Genomic DNA, 21,783 nt, shown 5'->3' on the forward strand with positions numbered 1-21,783 from the left:
TTATTTAAAATGGAAATAGAGATTTCAACACCTGCTTTATTATTCCCAGCTATTTCATTACTTCTTTTAGCATATACAAATAGATTTTTAACAACAGGACAACTAATACGTTCAATCTCTCATCAAGCAAGAGAACATGGTGGACAAGAATTATCAGGACAAATTGAAAATCTTAAAAAAAGACTTGAACTTACAAAATGGATGCAATTTTTTGGAGTAGTATCGATGCTTATGTGTACAATCTCGATGTTTGCACTATTTTTAGGCTTTCATAATTTTGGGAAATAAATATTTGGATTGAGTTTAGTAACTATGTGTTTGTCTTTGTTTATCTCTTTATGGGAAGTTTATATCTCTTCAAATGCATTGAATTTAGAGTTAAAAGATTTACATGAGAAGTGTAAATAAACTAAAAATTTTTAGTTTATTTATAAATTCTCTTTTTTTAAAAAATCCAAAATAATTTGTTTATGGTCAAAAACCAATTTTTCAAGGGGTATTTCATCTTTTTTATAAACATAAACCTCTTTTGCATCATCTTGTGCAATAGGTTTTCCATAAGCTTTACAAATATAAACGATAGATGCTGTATGAAATCTTTCATCTCTTGCGGGGTCTGAATAAACACCAAGAAGTGATTGGATTGTTACATCTAAAGAAGTTTCTTCTTTCATCTCTCGAACAACTGCATTTTCAACAGTTTCACCAATATCCACAAATCCCCCAGGAATTGCAACACCCAAAGGTCTATTTAATCGTTCGATTAAAACAATTCCTTGGAAATTTTCATTTTCATCATAAAGTTTTATTATTCCATCAACAGCTAGAAATGGTGTTTTTATCATTTGTTTTCCTTTTTTAAAATCCATAAATTAAAAAATCAATAGAGTTTTTTATCTCTTCTTTTTGATTTGTCAAAGTAGTAATTTTTGTTTTTAATTCATTTTTATGAACAGCACCCATTTGAGAAGTTGTAAGATAAACTTTTTGATTTTCTATGATAAATTCTTTTGTTAAACCTTTAAAATCATTTTTATCTTTTACAAGAGGTATCACAACTCTTGTGTTTATAGAGTCTAAAATATCATTTTGAATATCTAAAAGATATGGCACTTTTTGATTTGTTTGGTCATTTTCATTTTTATAAACATCAAATTGTGCCATTAAAACATCCTACTATGTTTTAGGATTAGTCCATCTTCATCAACCATTTTGTTATAAGAGTTTATTGCTTCTTTATTTTCCTCTTCCCATTGCTTTTTTTTATCATCTTTTGAAGAGATATTTAAGTAGTTTGTTAAAGCTTCTCTTATGATTTGAGTTTTCTTTTTCCCATTTTTTAGGGCAAATTCATCAAGATTTGTGAGAATCTCATCTTCTAAAGTTATAGTCATTTTTCTAGTCATAATAACTCCTTTGCCATATTTTACCATACTTTTTTAAATAATATCAAAAAGTTTAAAATTGAATTTTGTATAATTGGGCTTAAAATTTTAAAAGGAAAAAAATTATGAATTTAAAATTAGATGAGAATAATAAAGCTATTTTTATATGTAATGGAAGAGAACATGTGATAATAAATGCTGAAATTAATGGAAATTATATAGATGTTAAATTTGAAGATGATACGCCTTTAACTATTTATAATAATGAATAAAATATTAAAATATTAAATGAAACCCATCCTGAAGCATTGATTTAATTTCTTCTTTTAAATAAAATCAAAGATAATCTCATTTATCTTTGTTGTCTAAATTCTATACACCAACCATTTCCAACCCACACCAAAAACAACACTAAAACAACACTTCTTTTTTATACTTCGTTTAGAAATAAAAAAAGGAGACTTATGATGAGAAAAATATTTGCAAAAGCAATCGTTACATCAGCGTTATTAGGTGGAATGTTAGTTCACGCTGCTGATACTATCAAAGTTGGAGTTTTACACTCTCTTTCAGGAACTATGGCAATTAGTGAAACAACACTAAAAGATACAGTTTTAATGTTAATTGAAGAGCAAAACAAAAAAGGTGGAGTTTTAGGTAAAAAACTAGAACCAGTTGTTGTTGACCCAGCTTCAAACTGGCCATTATTTGCTGAAAAAATGAGAGGACTTTTAACAAAAGATAAAGTTGATGTAACTTTTGGTTGTTGGACATCAGTTTCAAGAAAATCTGTTCTTCCAGTTGTTGAAGAATTAAATGGATTATTATTCTATCCAGTTCAATATGAAGGTGAAGAGTCTTCTAAAAATGTATTCTATACAGGTGCTGCGCCAAACCAACAAGCAATTCCTGCAGTTGATTATCTTATGAAAGATATGGGAGTAAAAAGATTTGTTTTAGCAGGAACTGACTATGTATATCCTAGAACTACAAACAAAATTTTAGAAGCTTATTTAATCTCAAAAGGTGTTAAAAAAGAAGATATTATGATTAATTATACGCCATTTGGTCACTCTGATTGGCAATCAATTGTAAGTGATATCAAAAAATTTGGTTCAACTGGTGTTAAAACTGCTGTTGTATCTACAATCAATGGTGATGCAAATGTTCCATTTTATAAAGAGTTAGGAAATCAAGGTATTAAATCTGAAGATATTCCAGTTGTTGCATTTAGTGTTGGTGAAGAAGAACTTTCAGGAATTGATACAAAACCTTTAGTTGGGCATTTAGCTGCGTGGAATTATTTCCAAAGTGCTGAATCAAAAGTAAATAGTGACTTTATCAAAACTTGGAAAACATATATCAAAGATGAAAAAAGAGTTACAAATGACCCAATGGAAGCTACATATATCGGGTTTAATTTATGGGTAAAAGCTGTTGAAAAAGCTGGAACTACTGATGTAAATAAAGTTAGTGATGCGATTATTGGATTAGAAGTTCCAAACTTAACAGGTGGAAGTGCAAAAATGCTACCAAATCATCATATCACAAAACCAGTATTAATTGGAGAAATTCAAGAAGATGGACAATTTGAAACTGTATTTTCAACAAAAGAGATTGCAGGTGATGCTTGGTCTGACTTTTTACCAGAAAGTAAAGATTTAATCGCAGATTGGACAAAACCAGTTAATTGTGGAACATACAACACAGTTACTAAAAAATGTGTAGGTACTAAATAATAAATCAAAATATGGAGGAGTTTTCTTCCATATTTCTCAAGGAAATAAAAATGAATATTTTAAAAATAATACTCCTTAATTTATTGATTTTCTCATTTTCATACTCTTCAACTTTTGAGGAGTTATCTAGCAAATTATCAGACAATAGTTTCAAAGTAAAAGAAGATGTTTTAAATGAGTTAATAATAAATTATAAAGATGAACAAAGATTAGAAGTTTTATTACAAAATATGCTTTTAGGAAATCTATATTTTCAAAATCAAAGCAATGAAATCCTATTTTTAGAGAAAGATAGTTTTAAATCTCTATTTACAAATAATACTATTTCAAATGCTAATCAAGATGATTTTTCAAAAGTAAAAATAAATAATAAATTAAGAAGTGTTATAAAAGCTTCACTTGCAAAAATAAATCTTTTTTCAAGTGATGAAAACAAAAGATTAAAAGCTGCAAAAAATATCTTGGAAAATCTAGAAGTTCAAGATAAAGAGATTATTTTAGAGGCTTTAAAAAGTGAAAAAAAATCTTCAATAAAAGATATTTTACTTGAAGCAAATACAAATCTAAATGCAAAGTTTGAAACAGGTGAAGAACAACTAAAAGCAATAGAAGAGCTTGGAGGTTTTTTATCTTCAAAATCACTTGAAACTCTAAATAGTCTAAAAGAGTCAAACGATGAAAAAATAAAAATAGCTGTATCAAAAGCTTTAAAGCAAATAGAGAGTAGTAAAACTTTTTATTCGTTTATAGAAACGGCATTTTTTGGGCTTTCTCAAGGTTCAGTTTTACTTTTAGCTGCTATTGGTTTGGCTATTACTTTTGGGGTTATGAAAGTTATAAATATGGCTCATGGTGAGTTGATTATGATTGGGGCATATACAACTTATACGATTCAACAATTGATGCCAAATTTGATTGAATACTCAATAATCATCGCAATTCCTGCTGCGTTTATCGTAAGTGGAATAGTTGGTATTTTGATAGAAAGATTGGTTATAAGACATCTTTATGGAAGACCTCTTGAGACATTATTGGCAACTTTTGGAATAAGTTTAATTTTACAACAAGTGGTGAGAACAATATTTTCTCCACTAAATCAAGAGGTAAAAACTCCCTCTTGGATGAGTGGAGCCTTAGAGATAAATAGTGCTTTATCTTTGACTTACAATAGACTTTATGTTGTGATTTTTGCTTTTATTGTATTTTTTGCCATTTTATATGTGATGAAAAAAACAAGCTTAGGATTAAAAGTTAGAGCTGTTTCACAAAATAGACCAATAGCAAGGGCTATGGGAATTCAATCAAGTAAGATTGATGCAATAACTTTTGGAATTGGTTCAGGAATAGCTGGAGTTGCTGGAGTTGCACTTTCACAGCTAACAAATGTAGGACCAAATCTTGGACAAGCTTATATTGTTGATTCATTTATGGTTGTTGTTTTTGGTGGAGTTGGAAATCTATGGGGAACACTAATCGCTTCATTTACACTTGGAGAGATAAATAAATTTATCGAGCCACTTGCAGGGGCTGTGTTAGCGAAAGTTATTATATTGATATTTATCATTTTATTTATACAAAAAAGACCTAGAGGATTGTTTCCTCAAAAAGGTCGAGATGCACAGGATTAGAAGATGGAAAGAAAATCAATAATTTTAAAAATTTTAGAAAACGACAAAGGTGGAAAAATAGTTTTATCATCTTTAGCTGTTGTGGTGTTTGTGGTTGCTTTTTGTAATTTGTTTATTCCTGAAAGCTCTATTTTTCATATCTCAACTTTTACAGTTACGATTTTGGGAAAATATTTAGCTTTTGCACTTTTGGCATTGGCTTTAGATTTAGTTTGGGGATATTTGGGAATTTTATCTTTGGGTCATGGGGCATTTTTTGCTCTTGGTGGATATGCTTTTGCCATGTATTTGATGCTTCAAATTGGTGATAGGGGAGTTTATGGAAATGCTGAACTTCCAGATTTTATGGTATTTATGAACCTAAAAGAACTTCCTTGGTTTTGGTATGGGTTTGATAATCCAGTATTTGCATTTTTTATGGTGATGTTTGTTCCAGCAATTTTGGCTTTTGTGTTTGGTTGGTTTGCTTTTAGAAGTAGGGTAACGGGAGTTTATTTATCTATCATAACTCAAGCTTTAACTTATGCTTTGATGTTGGCATTTTTTAGAAATGATATGGGATTTGGTGGAAACAATGGTTTGACGGACTTCAAAGATATTTTAGGATTTGATTTATCAGCAAATACAACAAGAGTTGCTTTATTGATAATCACTTTTTTTGCTTTGGTTTTTGGATATTTCATTTGTAGATTTATTATAAATTCAAGACTAGGAAGAGTTGTAATCTCTATAAGAGATGCAGAAAGTAGAGTGAGGTTTTTGGGTTACAAAGTAGAGCAATATAAACTTTTTATTTTTGTGGTTTCAGCTGTATTAGCTGGAATTGCAGGGGCTTTATATGTGCCACAAGTTGCAATCATAAATCCAAATGTATTTTCTCCACTTTTTTCTATTGAGTTAGTAATTTGGGTTGCTATTGGAGGTCGTGGAACTCTGTATGGGGCAATTATAGGAGCATTTGTAGTTAGTTTTGCAAGTACATATTTTACATCGGCACTTCCTGAAGTTTGGTTATATGCTTTAGGTGGATTGTTTGTATTGGTTACTTTATATTTACCAAAAGGAATAGTTGGTTTGATGGAAACTATGAATTTAAAAATGAAAAAGGCTTAAGATGAAAACATTAAAACACAATAATGAACAAAATATCGGTGAGCTAAAAATTGGAAATAGAATACTTCTTGTTGATGGTGTAAGCGTTAGTTTTGATGGATTTAAGGCTTTAAATAATCTTAGTTTTTCCATAGATTATGGTGAACTAAGATGTATTATTGGAGCAAATGGAGCTGGAAAATCAACAATGATGGATGTTGTAACAGGTAAAACAAAACCAGATGAGGGGCATGTAGTTTTTGGAGAAGCTGTTGATTTATTGAGTTTAGACGAACCAACTATTGCTCAAATTGGAATAGGAAGAAAGTTTCAAAAACCAACAGTATTTCAAAACCATACAGTTTTTGAAAACCTAGAACTTGCCATGAAAGATGATAAAAGATTTTTCAAAACACTTTTTTCAAAATTAAGAGCTGAGCAAAAAGATAAAATCGAAGAAACTATGAAACTAATAGGTCTAAAAGAGTTATACAACCAAGATGCAGGAATTTTATCACACGGTCAAAAACAGTGGTTAGAAATTGGAATGTTAATCATGCAAGAGCCAAAACTTCTGCTTGTAGATGAACCAGTTGCAGGAATGACACCACAAGAAGTGGAAAAAACAGCAGAGATTTTGACAAGTTTAGCAAAAAATAATGCAGTTGTAGTTGTAGAACATGATATGGAGTTTATAAGAAGTATCGCAAAAAAAGTGACGGTTTTACATGAGGGTTCTGTTTTGGCTGAGGGTAGTATGGACTCAATACAAAACAATGAAAAAGTGCGAAAAGTATACCTAGGAGAATAATGATGTTAAAACTAGAAAAAATAAATCAATATTACGGACAAAGCCATACTTTATGGGATTTGAATTTAGAGATAAAAAAAGGAAGATGTACTTGTCTTATGGGAAGAAATGGAGTTGGAAAAACTACGATTAGTAAAGTAATCATGGGTTTACTTCCTGTAAAAGATGGAAAAATTATTTATGAGGGAAATGATATTTCAAAACTTTCAGACTTCCAAAGAGCAGGAATAGCAATAGGTTATGTTCCACAAGGAAGAGAGATTTTTTCACAACTAACAGTAAAAGAAAATCTTGAAATCGGAGTAATGACAAATCGAAATAAAATCAAAAAAATCCCAGATAAAATCTACGATTTATTTCCAGTTTTAAAAGATATGGCAAATAGAAAAGGCGGAGATTTAAGTGGAGGGCAACAACAGCAGTTGGCAATCGGAAGAGCTTTATGTATCGACCCAAACTTTTTAATCCTAGATGAACCAAGTGAAGGAATCCAACCAAATATCGTAGCTCAAATAGGGCAAGTTATCGATTATCTCACAAAAGAAGAACAAATTACAGTATTGCTAGTAGAGCAAAAACTACCCTTTGCTAGACGACATGGGGATGATTTTTATGTAATTGATAGAGGAAGTGTAGTTGCAAATGGAGAAATAGGGCAACTTAGTGATGAGATTATTAGGAAGTATATGTCAGTTTAGGGGTTTTTATATAAAAAGTATTTTTAAACTGGAAAATGAAGACCCTAAAACTATATATTATTTATACAGGTGAAGAAAAAGTAATCTATCTTTTTTTGATAAAATATTTATAGACAAAAGAGCGATTTTTAGGAGAAAAATGAGTATTAAATTTACTTTTAAAGATGATAAATTTTCTTTAGATAAATTACAACTTCCTTCAAGACACTATCATTTTAACGATAATGAAAACTATATAAAGTTATTAAATATTGGTGAGGGGATTTTTCCAAAGGATAAAATAAGAACATCTTTAAGCCTTGATAATTCAAACTTAATCCTTACAACTGAATCAGCTACAAAAATATATCCTAGCAAAAAAGAGTTTGGAATCCAAAAAATTGACATTGTTTTGAAAAACAACTCAAATTTAGAGTTTATAAATGATGAGTTGATTTTGTACAAAGAGTCACGTTATATTCAGTTTTTTAATCTAAAAAGTGATGAAAATTCAACTTTTTTTTATACAGATATTTTAAGTCGTGGAAGAAGTTTTGAGAATTTTGATTTTTCAAATATGCTTATTAAAAATTCATTTTATTGTGAAAAAAGTATGGAATATATGGAAAAATTTGATGTAAAAGGTGTTGAACTAAAAGATTATATCATTAGAAAAAGCAGTAATAATTTTATTTTTGCGAAGATTTATATAAAAACAAAAAACAATGAAGAGTTTTTAAATAAGATTTATTTGGAAAAGTTTGAGAGTTTTACATACACTAAAAATAAAAAAATCATTCTTGGAGTAATCAGTTCAAACAATATGTTTGAGTTAAAAAATCAAATTTTTAAGATTTGGGAACTTTATAGAAAAGAGTTAAATAAAAATAAATTTAATTTAGGTAAACAATAAGGAGGAAAGATGTTTTTAACAAATAGGGAACAAGAAAAGTTATTGATTTATACAGCTTCAAAATTAGCCTTAGAGCGAAAAGAAAGAGGTTTAAAACTAAACTATCCAGAAGCTGTGGCAATTATTAGTTCATATATAATTGAGGGTGCTAGAGATGGAAAAAGTGTTGCACAACTTATGGTTGATGCTACAAAAATTCTAAAAGAGGATGATGTACTTGAAGGTGTTGCATCTATGATGTATATGGTTCAAGTTGAAGCAACATTTGAAGATGGAACAAAGTTGGTTACAGTACACAATCCAATTTCTTATGATAAAAATAAACTAATTCCTGGAGAATATCTTGTAGATGAGGGAGAAATAGAACTAAACGCTTCAAAAGATATTATTACAATTGAAATAGAAAACAAAGGTGATAGACCTATTCAAGTGGGTTCACACTATCACTTTTTTGAAGTAAATAAAGAACTTAGTTTTGAAAGAGTTAAAGCTTATGGAAAAAGAATAGATATTCCAGCAGGAACATCTGTAAGATTTGAGCCAGGAAGTAAAAAAAGTGTAAACTTGATTGATTTTGCAGGACGTAGATATATGAGTGGATTTAATGGTTTGGTTGAAGGTTTTTTAGATGATGAGGCTACAAAAGTAAAAGCTATGCAAAATCTTTCAAAGTTTTTAGGAGAATAGTATGAAAATATCAAAAGAAAAATATGCTTCTATGTATGGACCAACTGTTGGTGATAGATTTAGACTTGCTGATACAACACTTATTGCTAAAATAGAAAAAGATTACACAATTTATGGTGAAGAGAGTAAGTTTGGTGGTGGGAAAACTGTACGTGATGGTATGGCTCAGAGTCCAACTGCTGTTGATGTTGCTGATTTGATTATTACAAATGCAATTATTATTGATTATACAGGAATTTATAAAACAGATATTGGAATCAAAGATGGAAAAATCTTAGCTATTGGAAAATCAGGAAATCCAAATCTTTGTGATGGTATTACTCATGGTTTAGAAATTGGAGCAAATACTGAAATCCTATCAGCTGAGGGAAAAATCATAACTGCTGGTGGAATAGATACACATATTCACTTTATAAGTCCAGGACAAATCGATGAAGCATTAAGTAGTGGTGTAACTACTATGATAGGTGGAGGAACTGGTCCAAATACTGGAACAAATGCTACAACTTGTACTCCAGGAGAGTGGAATATAAGTAAGATGATTCAAAGTGTTGATGATTTACCTTTAAACTTTGGATTTATGGGAAAAGGAAATAGTTCTTCTTATGAAGCTCTAAAAGTGCAAATAGAAGCTGGCGCTATGGGATTAAAACTTCATGAAGATTGGGGAAGTACACCAAATGCTATTGATACTTGTTTAAGTGTTGCAGATGATTTTGATGTACAAGTTGCAATTCATACAGATACTTTAAATGAATCAGGATTTGTTGAAGCAACGGTTGGAGCATTTAAAAATAGAACAATTCATACTTTCCATAGTGAAGGAGCAGGTGGTGGTCATGCACCTGATATTATGAAAGTTGCAGGCTTAGCAAATGTACTTCCATCAAGTACAAATCCAACTTTACCATATACAAAAAACACTATTGAAGAGCATCTTGATATGCTTATGGTTTGTCACCATTTAAGCCCAAAAATTCCTGAAGATGTTAGTTTTGCTGAGAGTAGAATCAGAGGAAAAACAATAGCTGCTGAAGATGTGTTACATGATTTAGGAGCTATTTCAATAACTAGTAGCGATTCACAAGCTATGGGAAGAGTTGGAGAAGTAATCATACGAACTTGGCAAGTTGCAGACTCTATGAAACAACAAAGAGGAACACTTGAAGGTGATGATGAAAAAAGTGATAACAATAGAATTAAGAGATATATTGCAAAATATACTATAAATCCTGCAATTGCTTCAGGAATTGATGATTATGTTGGAAGTGTTGAAGTCGGGAAAATGGCAGATTTAGTTTTATGGAATAGGGCATTTTTTGGAGTAAAACCAGAAATCATCATAAAAGGTGGATTTATAGCCTTAGCTATGATGGGTGATTCAAATGCTTCAATTCCAACGCCAGAACCAAATATGTATAGACCTATGTTTGGAAGTCTTGGACGTGCAAGTGGTGCTACAAGTGTTATTTTTACTTCAAAAATAGCAAGTTCAAATCTAAAGGATAAATTAGGAATTTCAAAAGAGGTATTGCCTGTAAAAAATGTTAGAAATATTGGAAAAGCCAATATGAAACTAAATGATTTTATAGGTGATATTGAAATAGATAGTGAAACATATGATGTAAAAATCAATGGAGAACTAATAGAATCAAATTACGTTGAAAAAGTGCCAATGGCAAGACGATATTTTATGTTTTAGGAAAAGATTTTGCAATTTAGTGTGATAAAAAAAGTAGTTGAAATTAAAAAAAATATCCCATTTAGTGATGAGGTTGAACTCTCTTGGTTTGATATGCAAAAGCCAAATTTAACAGCTGTTACTAAAAAAGGAGTAAATTTAGTAGTAAAAGCTAAGTTTACTCATCTTCATGAAAATGATATTTTAGTTTGTGAAGATGGAATGGGAATAAAAGTTAAAAGAAGTGTTGATGAGATTTTTGTTTTAGAGTTTAGTGATGCTTTAACTTTTGCAAAAACTGCTTATGAAATAGGAAACAGACATCAGCCAGTTATTATTGAAGAGTTTAAAATCATAGTTTTAGATGATATCTCTTTAAGTGATATTATCAAAGATTGTTATACAAATGAAAAAATAAAGTGTGAAAAAACAAAAGGTTATTTCAAACCAAATGGAAAAGCACATCATAGTCACTAAAATGCAAAAAACAAATCTAAAAAGCCTAAGCCGATTTATACAAATACTTGATGGAAGTTTTCCCTCAGGTGTTTTTGTTCACTCTTTTGGTTTAGAGCCTCATGTTTTAAAAGAAAAAGTAAAAGATATAAATAGTTTAAAAATCTATTTAGAAAATCTAATTATCGACCAATACTCTAAAATAGAGTTTGTTTATGTTAAAAAAGTTTATGAAGCTTTAGAAAAAGAGAAATTAAATTTAGTAAAAAAACTTGATAATTCTCTTGGAACTTATTTGACTTTTGAGTTTGCAAAAGCTTCACGTGATATTGGGCAAAACTATTTTGCACAAATCAAAAATCTAGCTTCAAAAGATATTGTAAAAGAGTATTTCTCTTTGATTGAAAATAAATCTTGTGTTGGAAATGAAATAATAGTATTAAGTGTTATTGCTTTTGATATGGATATTTGTTTAGAAGATTTTATTGTTATGTGGACTAAAAAAAATCTTATAAACATAGCAGTTACAACTTTAAAAATCTCAAGAATAAAACCAAGTGAAATACAAAAAATACTTTTTGAAATTGATGAGATTTTAGAAAAGTTTGATTATAAAAATATAAAAAATAAAATCACAAATTTTAATCCACTTTTTGAAGAGATTATCTTCTCACATAAAAATTTAGAACCAAAGATGTTTACAACGTAAAGGAAAAAAATGAGTTTAAAAATAGGAATAGCAGGACCAGTTGGAAGTGGAAAAACTTCACTTATTGAGTCTTTAACAAATTTATTAAAAGACAAATATAGTTTGGGAATTGTAACAAACGATATTTATACAACAGAAGATGCAAATTATCTAAAAAAAACTCTTGATTTGGATAATGAAAGAATTATAGGTGTTGAAACAGGTGGATGTCCACACACAGCTATAAGAGATGATATATCTATGAATCAAAAAGCAGTTATTGAACTTGAAGAAAAATTCAATCCAGACATTGTATTTGTGGAAAGTGGTGGAGATAATTTAAGTGCTACTTTTTCTTATGAGTTAATTGATTATTATATTTATGTAATTGATGTTGCGCAAGGTGCTGATATTCCTAGAAAAAAAGGAGCAGGGCTACTTTTTTCTGACCTTTTAATTGTAAATAAAATAGATTTAGCGCCGTATGTTGATATAGATTTAGTTGATATGGAAAAAGATGTAAAAGAAAATAGAAAAAATAAACCTTATGTATTTATTTCAAAAAAAGAGCCCGAAACTTTAAATCAAGTAATTTCTTGGATTGAGGCTTTGATGTAAAAAAGAGGATTATTCCTCTTCTTTATTTGTTAGAACTTCGTCATCTTTATGACCAGTAAGTCTTGAGATTAAAACAAAGAATAGTGGAATAAATAAAATTGCTATAAATGTAGCAGTTAACATTCCTCCAACAACTCCAGTTCCAATTGAGTGTTTACTAGCAGCTCCAGCTCCACTACTAATAGCAAGTGGCATAACTCCAACTGTAAATGCTAATGAAGTCATAATAATTGGTCTAAGTCTTACTTTTGCAGCTTCTAGTGCAGCATCAACAAGTTTGATTCCCTCTTTTTGTTTTTGTAAAGCGAATTCAATAATTAAAATTGCATTTTTAGCTGCAAGTCCTGCTAGAACTAGAAGTCCAATTTGGAAATAGATATTGTTATCTAAACTTCTTAAATTTGTAGCAAGTATTGCTCCAAAAATCGCAAATGGTACAGCTAAAACAACAGAAATTGGTAATAACCATCTTTCATAAAGTGCACAAAGAATTAAGAATAAGAATACAATACCAAAAATAAACGCTTGTGCAGAACTTCCACCAACTTGTTTTTCTTGATATGCAGTTCCTGTCCAGCTAATAGTATAACCCTCAGGTAAAACCTCTTTTGCAACTTCTTCAATAGCTTTTAAAGAATCTCCTGAACTATATCCAGGTGCAGGTTGTCCTGAAACTTTTGCAGCTTGGAAAAGGTTAAATCTTTCTACGATATCAGCACCAACAACTTTTTTATAATTTATAAATGAATTGATTGGTAAAAGTTCTCCAGTTGATGATCTTACGTAAACATATTGGAAATCATCAACATTATTTCTAAACTCATCTTTTGCTTGTAAATTTACCTTATAAGTTCTTCCATAAAGTGAAAAATCATTTACATAATAACTTCCAAAAGTAGCATTTATAGTGCTATAAATATCATCTAAATTAACACCTTTTGCTTTTGCTTTTTCAGTATCTACTTCAATTTTATATTGAGGAATATTTGCAGCAAGTGCTGTTCTAACTCCCATTAATTCAGGTTTAGTTTTAGCTTTTTCTATTATTTGATTTACAACATTTCCTAAATCTTCAATAGTTCCACCTTTTCTATCTTGAACATACATATCAAATCCACCAGTAACACTCATTCCCATAATTGGAGGTGGAACAACGGCAAATGAGAAACCTTCACTTGTTCCCATTAATTGTTTACTAAACTTAGCTAAAAGTGCTTTTGCTTCTTGCTCTGGATTTGGTCTTTCACTCCAGTTTTTTAGTTTAATAATTGTTGCAACTGTATGGCTTCTTTGAGCAGAAGTTGTAAAGTCATATCCAGCAAGAGTAATAATATTGTTTACACTTGGGTCATTTGCAATAATTTTATTTATCTCTTCACTTAACTCTAAAGATTTTGACATTGAATATCCAGGAGGATTAAATCCAAATACGAAAATTGTTCCTTGGTCTTCATCAGGAAGAAGTCCAGTTTTCATTGATTTAAACATATCCCATGATACAAATAATAATCCAGCATATAATAAAACAGAGATTAAAGAGAATCTAATACTTTTTTTAACTATTACTGAATAACCTTTTGTAGCTTTTGCAAAAGAGTCATTAAACCATTTGAAAAAACCTTTTGGTTCATGTTTTTTATTTTTTAATATTTTTACACAAAGTGCTGGAGTTAGAGTTAAAGCAACAAATCCAGAGATAATAACAGAAATAACAATTGTAATAGCAAATTGTCTATACATCTCTCCACTTAATCCACCCATAAATGCAACAGGAATAAATACAGCACCTAAAACTAAAATAATAGCAATTAAAGCTCCTGTAACTTCCTTCATAGCAATATAAGCTGCTTCTTTTGGAGTTTTTCCCTCTTCCATATGTCTTTCAATATTTTCAATAACAATAATAGCATCATCAACAACAATACCAATTGCTAAAACAAGACCAAATAGAGTTAGTAAGTTAATACTAAATCCTAAAGCATACATTCCAGCGAATGCACCAACAATTGATACAGGAACAGCAATAAATGGAATAATAGTTGCTCTCCAGCTTTGTAAGAATAAGAAAATAATTAAAATAACTAATATTAAAGCTTCAACAAAAGTTTTAACAACATCATTAATAGAAGCAGAAATAAAATCAGTACTATCATAAGGAATACTGTATGTCATATCTTCAGGGAAATTTTTACTTGCATCTTCTAAAGCTTTTTTTATCGCATCAGCAGTTTCTAAAGAGTTTGCACCACTTTGTAAAAATACTCCAATAGGAATAGATGGTGAGCTATTTAATCTTGTTTGAACACTATAATCACTAGCTCCTAGTTCAATAGTTGCAATATCTTTTAATTTTAAAGTACTTCCATCTTCATTTGCTCTAATTACAATATTTCCAAATTGTGAAGGATTTTCAAATCTTTGAGGAGTTTTTATTGTATATGTATACATTTGTTTTTGAGCAATTGGTTCAGCTGCAATTTTTCCAGCTGCATATTGATTATTTTGCTCTTTAATTGCACTAATTACATCAGTTGTAGCAAGTGAATATTTTGATAATTTTAAAGGGTCCATCCAGATTCTAATAGAGTAATCTTTAGCACCAAAAATCATCGCATCCCCAACACCTTTAACCCTTTTTAATGACTCAACTAAGTTTAATAGCGCATAATTTGATAAATATATTGAATCATAAGTATTATTTGGAGATTGAAGCATTGCAAACATCAAAATACTTGGACTTCTTTCACCTACAACAACACCTTGTCTTTGTACTTGTTCAGGCATTTTTGATAGGGCTGCTTGAACTCTATTATTTACATCAATTTTAGCACTATCAGGATCAGTTCCAATTTCAAAAAATATATTTATACTTAATCTTCCACTATCTTCAGCAATAGAGTTCATATAAAGCATATTTTTTGCACCATTTATCTGCTCTTCAAGGGGAGCAGCAACAGTTTTTGCAATAGTATCTGCACTAGCTCCTGGATATGAAGTACTTACAATAATTTGAGGAGGTAATACTCTTGGATATTGTTCAATTGGTAAATTGAACATCGCAATTATCCCTGTCAAAAATATTATAATTGATAAAACACCAGCAAATACTGGTCTTTTTATAAAAAATGATGAAATCATAATTATTTCTCTTTATTTACAATTTGAACTTTTGTATCTGGTCTTAATTTTGCAAAATTACTAGTTACAATTTGTTCGTTAGGTTTTAAACCACTTTTTATTACTATTCCATCTTTTACCAAATTTCCCGTAACTACTGGTCTTGGTTTTGCTATATTATTTTCATCAACAACAAAAACAATATTTGCTTGTGCAGTTTTTAATACAGCATTTTCAGGAACAACAAAAACATCACCTAAAGATAGATTTGAAATCTCTATTTTTGTAAAGTTTCCAACAATTAATTCATTATTTGGATTCTCAAATTTTGCTCTTAAAAGTAAAGTATCTGTATTTGTGTCTATTGTTGGAGCAATAAAATCTATCTCTCCATTTTCATAAGTTTTATTATCGGCAATTAATTTAATTTTTATATTTTTACTTTTTATTTGAGATAAAAATTCATTCATATCATTTTTTGGTAAAGAAAATTCTGCATGAATTGGATTTGTATTTGTAATTGTAAGAAGTAATGAAGTATAATCATTTTTTCCAACTAAATCACCAATATCAAATTTTTTAATCCCAACAATTCCATCAATTGGAGCTGTTACATTTGTATAATTTAAACTAATTTGTGCTTCTTCAAGTGCAGCTTTTGAACTCTCATATTGATATATATAATCATCGTAAGCTTGAGGACTAATAGATTTTGAAGTTATTAAAGATTTAGCTCTTTCATAATCTTTTTTAGCTTTTGTAAATTCAGCTTTTTTCATATTAAAATTTGCTAAATAAGTATCAGGCTCAATTTTATAAAGTAAAGTTCCTTTTTTTACAAAATCTCCCTCTTTAAAATGTTTCTCAATTAAAGTTCCTTGAACTCTTGCCATAACATTAACTTGTTCATAAGCTTTTAAAATAGTTGGATAAGTTTTATTTGTTGTATTATCTTGTTTTGTTATTGTAAAAGTTTGTACAGGTAAAGCAGGTGCTTCACTTGCTGTTTTTGTCTCATTTGCAATTAAACCATTAAATCCTAAAAAAAGGAAAGATATTGCAACTAAAGATTTTTTTATCATTTTATATACTCCTCTAATTTTTTTCCACTGTTATAAATGATATTTGCTTTTTTTATTTCTAAATCATTTATTGACGTTTTTAATTGACTTAGTGCATCAAATTTTTCACTAAGACTTTGTAAATATGCAACATTATCAACTAAACCATTTTCAAATTTTGATTTGATTACTTCATAAGCACTTTCACTAGCTTTTAGATTTGCCTCAGCAGATTTTATTTTTGCTTTTGCAATATCATAAGCTTTTAGTGCAAGTTGCAAATCAACATTAGCTTTATTTTTTTCATATTCATAATTTAATTTTGAGGCTAAATATGATTTGTAAGCAGATTCATATTTATATTTTGTTTCACCAAATGAAAAAATATTCCAAGATAAATTTGCTGATGTAATATTTTGATGGTCTAAAGCATTGTTTTCATAAGCTTTATTATCAAAGTTATTATCATAATATGAATAAGTATTATCAAGTGTTATTGTAGGTAAATAACCACTTTTTTGAGCCTTTGCATTACTTAATTTTGTTTGCACATCAAATTCTAAAGATTTAATGTCAAATCTTTGGGCATTTTTAGAAATATCTTCTAACTCTTTTATATTAGAACCAGCTGTTATATCAACTTTATTTCCTGTTATATATTCTAAATTATGTAAGATTGTAATAATTTCAAGTTCAATTTCTTGTAAAGTAACTTTAGAATTTTCAACACTCGAAACAAGTTTTTGAACTTCATCTTCTGTTGTTGTTCCTGCATTTAAAAATCTACTTAATCTTTCAAGTTGAGATTCAAGTTGTTCAATCTCTTTTAATTTTGCCTCTTTTTGAGAGATTAATGATAAATAATTAAAATAGTAGTTTATTACTGTTAAAGAGATTTCATTTTTTAAAGATTCTAAAGACTCTTCACCACTTTTTATAGTTGATTCATAACTATCATAAACATTAGGTTTTTTCCCACCATCATAAAGTGTATAATTTAAACTAGCATTAACACTTCCTGCTTTTTTAGCTAAACTTTGTGTCTCTTTTTCAGCTATTCCATATTTTCCACCAAGATCTAAACTAGGTAAATAACCACTTTTTACACTTTTATATTCATCTTTTACAGATTCCAAATTTTGTTCAGATGCATTAATTAATCTATTTTGAATAGATAAATCAACTAATTCCTCCAAATTTTGACCATATAAAAAAAGCGGCGTTAAAAAAATATAATATATCTTTTTCAAAATAACTCCTTTTAATATCTTGCTAGAAAGATAACATAAATTTTCTTAAATAAATCTTGCTAGAAAGATAAATTTAATATTTTATTGGTTAAAATACGACCATGAATAAAAAATATATAGATGATTTTTACAATAGAGTTTCAGAAGATAAAAAATGTGAAATATTTGCATTATCTTTGCCATTGTTTTTGATAAATAAAGATTTGATGGTTAAGTCAGAGAATTTTTTAAAAACAAATTATGATTTGTTACACACAGATATAGATGTTTTGGCATCGTTATATTTCAACGGTAAAGATTATATTATGTCTCCAACTGAATTATATGATGCCTTAATACTATCTTCAGGTGGAATGACAAAAGTTTTGAAAAAACTTCAAGATAGGGGACTGATAAAAAGAGATTCAGTAACAAATGATAAAAGAAAAAATTTAGTCTGTTTAACTCAAAAAGGTATAGAATTAACAGAAGAGATTATGGATAATAAGGCTTTAATGGTTGAAAAATCTTTTTCTGTTTTAGATAAAAAAGAGAAAGAAAATTTAAAAAATATTCTTTCAAAAGTTCTTTATTCTTTAAATTAAATACAAGTTATATTTGCATTTGATATTTTTCTAAAAATTTTTAATTTATTTTTTAAAGGAAGCCATTTTATTAAAATAGTAGCTAAGGCTTCCCATAGTGAAACCCAACCTCCTACCATTGCTCCTTCTGAAATAAGTCGATAAAAGAAATTCTCATTTTCAGAAATATTAAAAGATATTGAAACAAAAATGAAACCAATAAGTAAAAAAATCAAAGAGTTTTTTAATTGAGTTTTCATTTTTTTATGTTCTAATAATTGTAAATATTCAAAATACTCTTTAATACTATTTTTTAATCTTGCATTTGAAGAAAAATCAGTTTTTTCATCAAAACTAAAATTTATAGTAAAAGGATGATTTCCAATCTCTTCGACACTTTCAATAAGATAGTTTTCTAAATCATCTTTTAAATCTTTTTTTATAAAAGTAGATTTTTTATCATAATCCTCATATAAATCTTCAATTTTTGAAGTATATATTTTTATAATTATTTCATCATTTAGATTTTTTTCATATCTTTCAATAATACTATCTTTCATAGTTTATTTCTCTTTTTATTATTTTATAGGATATTATAGATAATTATGATTTAATGTTAATAATAAATTATTCTATTGAAAGTATTTTATATGCAAAAGTTTCTAGTATTATTTCTTTTAATTACCTTTTCTTTTGCTAATGAAATAAAACAAATTGATTTAACCCAAGCAAAATGGGAATATAAATGGGGTGATTCTCCTTTTGAAAATGATATTCCTCTTTGGACAAATGATAAAGAAAACGACTCTTCTTGGCAAAAAATAGATTTTCCTAGCAATCCAGAAAATAGAAATAATCAAACAAATGTTTGGTATAGAGTAAAACTTCCTGATGTTTTACCAAATGACCCTAATTTATACATAGTTAGTATTGATTTAATTACTCAAGTTTATTTTGAAAATAGACAAATATATCATTTTGGAGAATTTAATAATGAAGGAAAAGGTGAATATAAAGGTTGGCCTTGGCATTTAATAAAACTTCCAAATGATAGTGCAGGAAAATATATCTATTTTAGAATATTTTCAGATTATGGGGATATTGGATTTTTTGGAGAGATAAAAATATCTTCAAAAGGTGACTTATATGAGCAAATGTTACAGTTTGATATTCCAAAAATTATGGTTGGTTCTGTTTCTATTTTTGTTTCAGTTCTATTTTTATTAACATTTTTATCAAAATTTAAAAGATTAGAGTTATCAATTTTAGGGTTAATGTTTTTAACTCAAGGATTAAATGTACTTTTTTCAGCAAAAATACTTGAAATCTATTTTCATTATCCTCTTTTTAAACAATATATTTTAGCAATTGCATTTTTCTTTTTCCCTATTGGAATGGCTCTTTTTATGGATAAAACTATAAATGGGAAAGTACCTTTTAATCTTATAAAAAGAATTTGGCAAATACATTTAATATATCTAATTGGTGCAATCTTTGGTTCTCTTTTAGGATTTTTTTCTCTTCCTTCAACTTATGAATGTTTCGATATTTTTTACAATTTTATAACTCTTCCTATTTTGACTTTTTTTATGATTTATTTCTTTTTTAAAGGTAATAAAGAGACAAAAATTATTACCTTTAGTTTTTTTATTATCTCTATTTATTGGCTTTACTCTTCTTTAATTGCAGCTGCGCTTGTGCCTTGGGAAGAGTATCCAAGTGATATTGCAGTATTTATTTGTTTATTACTTTTATCTTATTCGATGGTAAATAAATTAAACTATACTCAAGAGTTAGAAGAGGCAAAAGCTGAATTAACTATTTTATCTTCAACTGATTATTTAACAAAATTAGACAATCGTAAAAATATCGATTCTGTTTTGAAAATAAATGAAAATATGTATAAAAGATATAAAGATAATTTTTCAGTAATATTATTAGATATTGATGATTTTAAAAAAGTTAATGATAATTATGGACATTTAGTTGGAGATAATGTGCTTATTGAGTTTGCCAAAATTTTGACAAAATACACAAGACAAACAGATATTGTAGGACGTTGGGGAGGAGAAGAGTTTATTATTATTTGTCCAAAAACAAATTTAGAAGAAACTTTAATTTTGGCTCAAAAATTAAGAGAAAAAATTGCTTCACATAACTTTGGTATAGTTGGTACAAAAACAGCTAGTATAGGTGTTACAACTTTTAGAGAAAATGACACAATAACAGAACTCTTATCAAGAGTTGATGATGCTTTATATCTTGCAAAATTAAAAGGAAAAAATAGAGTAGAAATGGAAGTTTAAAACTCCATTTCAAGACCAATTGGACAGTGGTCACTTCCCTCAATATTATCTAAAATATAAGCATCTTTTACATAATCTTTTAAATCAGAACTAATATAAAAGTAGTCAATTCTCCAGCCAACATTATTTGCTCTTGCATTTGCTCTATAACTCCACCAAGAGTATTTATCTTTTATATCACCATTTATAAGTCTAAAAGTATCAATATATCCATGTGATAAAAACTTTGTTATCCAATCTCTTTCCATTTGCAAAAATCCACTTGTATTTTCATTTGCTTTTGGTCTAGCAATATCAATTTCAGTGTGAGCTGTATTTACATCACCACAAACAATAATAGATTTTCCATCTTTTTTTAGATTTTCACAATGATTTAAAAATCTATCATAAAACTCCATTTTATAATCAAGTCTCTCTTCTTTACTTTGTCCATTAGGGAAATATACATTAAAAAATGCAATATTTTTATCTCCTAAATTAAAATGAACCTCATTTATTCTTCCTTCATCAAGAATATCAACACTAGGACAAGTACATTCAAATGTAGTTTCTATATCTGTAAAAATAGCTGTTCCACTTCTACCTTTGATTTTTGACTCGCTTGCCATTATTTTTTTAAACTCTTTATTAAAAATTGTTTTTGGGATTTGGTTTTTCATAGATTTTGTTTCTTGAACACCAAGAAGATGAATATCATTCTCATCTACCCATTTTAAAGCCTCTTTCTTATCAACAGCTCTAATTCCATTTACATTCCATGAAATAAATTTATATAATTTCCCCATTATTTAGTAATTTCCTTTTTATCTTCTTTTTTTTCATCTTTGATTAATTTTTCAGGTGCAACTGGAGCAATTGGTTTTGAAATACCAATTTCCTTAAAATTAGAATTTGATAAACCATTTTTTTGATTTAAAAGTGATTCACTTTTTCCACCATGCATATCAATTTGTCCACTATTTTGACCACTAAAAGTGTAATTTGCAAATAAAATATTTGATAAAAATATAGTAACTAATAGTAATGTTTTCATAATTTCTCCTATTTTTTTAGATTCGATTATAACCCTTTTTTGATAATAAAGGGTTTATTGGGTATTTTACGTTAATTT

The 21,783-nt window shown here is 28.4% G+C and carries 24 protein-coding genes; 15 read left to right on the top strand and 9 right to left on the bottom strand.

Annotated features, from left to right (window positions below):
- Nucleotides 1-9: 9 nt before the first annotated feature.
- Nucleotides 10-288 (top strand): DUF2721 domain-containing protein, encoded by a 279-nt coding sequence (locus AELL_RS04720; RefSeq protein ID WP_226806016.1) that lies wholly within the window; start codon nt 10-12, stop codon nt 286-288.
- 140 nt (nt 289-428) lie between these two features.
- Here the strand turns inward: AELL_RS04720 and AELL_RS04725 are convergent, their stop codons facing one another.
- Genes AELL_RS04725 through AELL_RS04735 form a run of 3 tightly spaced genes read right to left on the bottom strand, consistent with a single transcriptional unit; the run spans nt 429 to nt 1,406 of the window.
- On the bottom strand, nt 429-845 hold the full coding sequence (locus AELL_RS04725) for an NUDIX domain-containing protein (protein ID WP_118918614.1): 417 nt from the start codon (nt 843-845) through the stop codon (nt 429-431).
- 13 nt (nt 846-858) lie between these two features.
- A complete protein-coding gene (locus AELL_RS04730; protein WP_118916842.1) occupies nt 859-1,164 on the bottom strand; it encodes a CcdB family protein in 306 nt (101 codons plus the stop codon).
- Nucleotides 1,164-1,406 carry a type II toxin-antitoxin system CcdA family antitoxin gene (locus AELL_RS04735; RefSeq protein ID WP_046997876.1) on the bottom strand — a complete coding sequence of 81 codons (243 nt, stop codon included), beginning with the start codon at nt 1,404-1,406 and terminating at the stop codon, nt 1,164-1,166. The genes AELL_RS04730 and AELL_RS04735 overlap by 1 nt, the downstream gene beginning before the upstream one ends.
- A gap of 104 nt (nt 1,407-1,510) precedes the next feature.
- Between AELL_RS04735 and AELL_RS14235 the strand changes: the two genes are divergently transcribed.
- From AELL_RS14235 to ureG, 12 genes are all read left to right on the top strand, one after another.
- Entirely contained in the window at nt 1,511-1,657 is a 147-nt protein-coding gene (locus AELL_RS14235) for a hypothetical protein (protein WP_164967259.1), read from the top strand.
- Between the two features lie 192 nt (nt 1,658-1,849).
- Nucleotides 1,850-3,124 (top strand): urea ABC transporter substrate-binding protein, encoded by a 1,275-nt coding sequence (gene urtA, locus AELL_RS04740; RefSeq protein ID WP_226806017.1) that lies wholly within the window; start codon nt 1,850-1,852, stop codon nt 3,122-3,124.
- A 50-nt stretch (nt 3,125-3,174) separates the two neighbouring features.
- A complete protein-coding gene (gene urtB / locus AELL_RS04745; protein WP_118916844.1) occupies nt 3,175-4,752 on the top strand; it encodes an urea ABC transporter permease subunit UrtB in 1,578 nt (525 codons plus the stop codon).
- Between the two features lie 3 nt (nt 4,753-4,755).
- Entirely contained in the window at nt 4,756-5,865 is a 1,110-nt protein-coding gene (urtC, locus tag AELL_RS04750) for an urea ABC transporter permease subunit UrtC (RefSeq protein WP_118916845.1), read from the top strand.
- A gap of 1 nt (nt 5,866) precedes the next feature.
- Nucleotides 5,867-6,655 carry an urea ABC transporter ATP-binding protein UrtD gene (gene urtD / locus AELL_RS04755; protein WP_118916846.1) on the top strand — a complete coding sequence of 263 codons (789 nt, stop codon included), beginning with the start codon at nt 5,867-5,869 and terminating at the stop codon, nt 6,653-6,655.
- Nucleotides 6,655-7,353, top strand: a complete 699-nt coding sequence (gene urtE, locus AELL_RS04760) for an urea ABC transporter ATP-binding subunit UrtE (protein ID WP_226806018.1) — start codon at nt 6,655-6,657, stop codon at nt 7,351-7,353. The genes urtD and urtE overlap by 1 nt, the downstream gene beginning before the upstream one ends.
- Nucleotides 7,354-7,492: 139 nt before the next feature.
- Entirely contained in the window at nt 7,493-8,245 is a 753-nt protein-coding gene (locus AELL_RS04765) for an urease accessory protein UreD (protein ID WP_118916847.1), read from the top strand.
- A 9-nt stretch (nt 8,246-8,254) separates the two neighbouring features.
- Nucleotides 8,255-8,932, top strand: coding sequence for an urease subunit gamma (locus AELL_RS04770; protein ID WP_118916848.1), 678 nt, complete (start codon nt 8,255-8,257; stop codon nt 8,930-8,932).
- A 1-nt stretch (nt 8,933) separates the two neighbouring features.
- Nucleotides 8,934-10,634, top strand: coding sequence for an urease subunit alpha (gene ureC, locus AELL_RS04775; RefSeq protein WP_118916849.1), 1,701 nt, complete (start codon nt 8,934-8,936; stop codon nt 10,632-10,634).
- A 9-nt stretch (nt 10,635-10,643) separates the two neighbouring features.
- A complete protein-coding gene (locus AELL_RS04780; RefSeq protein ID WP_118916850.1) occupies nt 10,644-11,090 on the top strand; it encodes an urease accessory protein UreE in 447 nt (148 codons plus the stop codon).
- Nucleotide 11,091: 1 nt separating this feature from the next.
- Nucleotides 11,092-11,778 carry an urease accessory protein UreF gene (locus AELL_RS04785; RefSeq protein WP_118916851.1) on the top strand — a complete coding sequence of 229 codons (687 nt, stop codon included), beginning with the start codon at nt 11,092-11,094 and terminating at the stop codon, nt 11,776-11,778.
- Nucleotides 11,779-11,787: 9 nt separating this feature from the next.
- Nucleotides 11,788-12,375, top strand: a complete 588-nt coding sequence (gene ureG / locus AELL_RS04790) for an urease accessory protein UreG (RefSeq protein WP_118916852.1) — start codon at nt 11,788-11,790, stop codon at nt 12,373-12,375.
- Between the two features lie 9 nt (nt 12,376-12,384).
- Here ureG and AELL_RS04795 read toward each other — a convergent pair whose 3' ends face one another.
- Genes AELL_RS04795 through AELL_RS04805 form a run of 3 tightly spaced genes read right to left on the bottom strand, consistent with a single transcriptional unit; the run spans nt 12,385 to nt 17,803 of the window.
- Nucleotides 12,385-15,513: an efflux RND transporter permease subunit gene (locus AELL_RS04795; RefSeq protein ID WP_118916853.1), complete on the bottom strand. Its 3,129-nt coding sequence runs from the start codon at nt 15,511-15,513 to the stop codon at nt 12,385-12,387.
- Between the two features lie 2 nt (nt 15,514-15,515).
- Complete coding sequence (locus tag AELL_RS04800; protein ID WP_118916854.1) at nt 15,516-16,574, bottom strand: efflux RND transporter periplasmic adaptor subunit; 1,059 nt, start codon at nt 16,572-16,574, stop codon at nt 15,516-15,518.
- The gene (locus AELL_RS04805) at nt 16,571-17,803 is read right to left on the bottom strand and encodes a TolC family protein (RefSeq protein ID WP_118916855.1); all 1,233 of its coding nucleotides are present in this window, start codon (nt 17,801-17,803) and stop codon (nt 16,571-16,573) included. Before AELL_RS04805 ends, AELL_RS04800 begins: the two co-directional genes overlap by 4 nt.
- A gap of 101 nt (nt 17,804-17,904) precedes the next feature.
- Between AELL_RS04805 and AELL_RS04810 the strand changes: the two genes are divergently transcribed.
- Nucleotides 17,905-18,387, top strand: a complete 483-nt coding sequence (locus tag AELL_RS04810) for a MarR family winged helix-turn-helix transcriptional regulator (protein ID WP_118916856.1) — start codon at nt 17,905-17,907, stop codon at nt 18,385-18,387.
- Here the strand turns inward: AELL_RS04810 and AELL_RS04815 are convergent.
- The gene (locus tag AELL_RS04815; protein ID WP_118916857.1) at nt 18,384-18,926 is read right to left on the bottom strand and encodes a hypothetical protein; all 543 of its coding nucleotides are present in this window, start codon (nt 18,924-18,926) and stop codon (nt 18,384-18,386) included. The genes AELL_RS04810 and AELL_RS04815 overlap by 4 nt on opposite strands.
- A gap of 90 nt (nt 18,927-19,016) precedes the next feature.
- Here AELL_RS04815 and AELL_RS04820 point away from each other — a divergent pair, with 90 nt between their 5' ends.
- Nucleotides 19,017-20,672 (top strand): sensor domain-containing diguanylate cyclase, encoded by a 1,656-nt coding sequence (locus tag AELL_RS04820; protein ID WP_118916858.1) that lies wholly within the window; start codon nt 19,017-19,019, stop codon nt 20,670-20,672.
- On the opposite strand, the gene AELL_RS04825 is transcribed toward AELL_RS04820, so the two are convergent.
- Both AELL_RS04825 and AELL_RS04830 read right to left on the bottom strand, forming a co-directional pair.
- A complete protein-coding gene (locus AELL_RS04825; RefSeq protein ID WP_118916859.1) occupies nt 20,669-21,457 on the bottom strand; it encodes an exodeoxyribonuclease III in 789 nt (262 codons plus the stop codon). The two genes, AELL_RS04820 and AELL_RS04825, sit on opposite strands and share 4 nt — an antisense overlap.
- Nucleotides 21,457-21,705 (bottom strand): hypothetical protein, encoded by a 249-nt coding sequence (locus tag AELL_RS04830; protein WP_118916860.1) that lies wholly within the window; start codon nt 21,703-21,705, stop codon nt 21,457-21,459. Before AELL_RS04830 ends, AELL_RS04825 begins: the two co-directional genes overlap by 1 nt.
- Nucleotides 21,706-21,783 lie beyond the last annotated feature (78 nt).

Source organism: Arcobacter ellisii (assembly GCF_003544915.1).
Taxonomy (GTDB): domain Bacteria; phylum Campylobacterota; class Campylobacteria; order Campylobacterales; family Arcobacteraceae; genus Aliarcobacter; species Aliarcobacter ellisii.

Excerpts from the sequence above, each read along its gene's own strand:
- AELL_RS04720 (WP_226806016.1), top strand. The coding sequence starts at position 10 with ATGGAAATAGAGATTTCAACACCTGCTTTATTATTCCCAGCTATTTCA.
- AELL_RS04725 (WP_118918614.1), bottom strand. The coding sequence starts at position 845 with ATGATAAAAACACCATTTCTAGCTGTTGATGGAATAATAAAACTTTAT.
- AELL_RS04730 (WP_118916842.1), bottom strand. The coding sequence starts at position 1,164 with ATGGCACAATTTGATGTTTATAAAAATGAAAATGACCAAACAAATCAA.
- AELL_RS04735 (WP_046997876.1), bottom strand. The coding sequence starts at position 1,406 with ATGACTAGAAAAATGACTATAACTTTAGAAGATGAGATTCTCACAAAT.
- AELL_RS14235 (WP_164967259.1), top strand. The coding sequence starts at position 1,511 with ATGAATTTAAAATTAGATGAGAATAATAAAGCTATTTTTATATGTAAT.
- urtA (WP_226806017.1), top strand. The coding sequence starts at position 1,850 with ATGATGAGAAAAATATTTGCAAAAGCAATCGTTACATCAGCGTTATTA.
- urtB (WP_118916844.1), top strand. The coding sequence starts at position 3,175 with ATGAATATTTTAAAAATAATACTCCTTAATTTATTGATTTTCTCATTT.
- urtC (WP_118916845.1), top strand. The coding sequence starts at position 4,756 with ATGGAAAGAAAATCAATAATTTTAAAAATTTTAGAAAACGACAAAGGT.
- urtD (WP_118916846.1), top strand. The coding sequence starts at position 5,867 with ATGAAAACATTAAAACACAATAATGAACAAAATATCGGTGAGCTAAAA.
- urtE (WP_226806018.1), top strand. The coding sequence starts at position 6,655 with ATGATGTTAAAACTAGAAAAAATAAATCAATATTACGGACAAAGCCAT.
- AELL_RS04765 (WP_118916847.1), top strand. The coding sequence starts at position 7,493 with ATGAGTATTAAATTTACTTTTAAAGATGATAAATTTTCTTTAGATAAA.
- AELL_RS04770 (WP_118916848.1), top strand. The coding sequence starts at position 8,255 with ATGTTTTTAACAAATAGGGAACAAGAAAAGTTATTGATTTATACAGCT.
- ureC (WP_118916849.1), top strand. The coding sequence starts at position 8,934 with ATGAAAATATCAAAAGAAAAATATGCTTCTATGTATGGACCAACTGTT.
- AELL_RS04785 (WP_118916851.1), top strand. The coding sequence starts at position 11,092 with ATGCAAAAAACAAATCTAAAAAGCCTAAGCCGATTTATACAAATACTT.
- ureG (WP_118916852.1), top strand. The coding sequence starts at position 11,788 with ATGAGTTTAAAAATAGGAATAGCAGGACCAGTTGGAAGTGGAAAAACT.
- AELL_RS04795 (WP_118916853.1), bottom strand. The coding sequence starts at position 15,513 with ATGATTTCATCATTTTTTATAAAAAGACCAGTATTTGCTGGTGTTTTA.
- AELL_RS04800 (WP_118916854.1), bottom strand. The coding sequence starts at position 16,574 with ATGATAAAAAAATCTTTAGTTGCAATATCTTTCCTTTTTTTAGGATTT.
- AELL_RS04810 (WP_118916856.1), top strand. The coding sequence starts at position 17,905 with ATGAATAAAAAATATATAGATGATTTTTACAATAGAGTTTCAGAAGAT.
- AELL_RS04815 (WP_118916857.1), bottom strand. The coding sequence starts at position 18,926 with ATGAAAGATAGTATTATTGAAAGATATGAAAAAAATCTAAATGATGAA.
- AELL_RS04820 (WP_118916858.1), top strand. The coding sequence starts at position 19,017 with ATGCAAAAGTTTCTAGTATTATTTCTTTTAATTACCTTTTCTTTTGCT.
- AELL_RS04825 (WP_118916859.1), bottom strand. The coding sequence starts at position 21,457 with ATGGGGAAATTATATAAATTTATTTCATGGAATGTAAATGGAATTAGA.
- AELL_RS04830 (WP_118916860.1), bottom strand. The coding sequence starts at position 21,705 with ATGAAAACATTACTATTAGTTACTATATTTTTATCAAATATTTTATTT.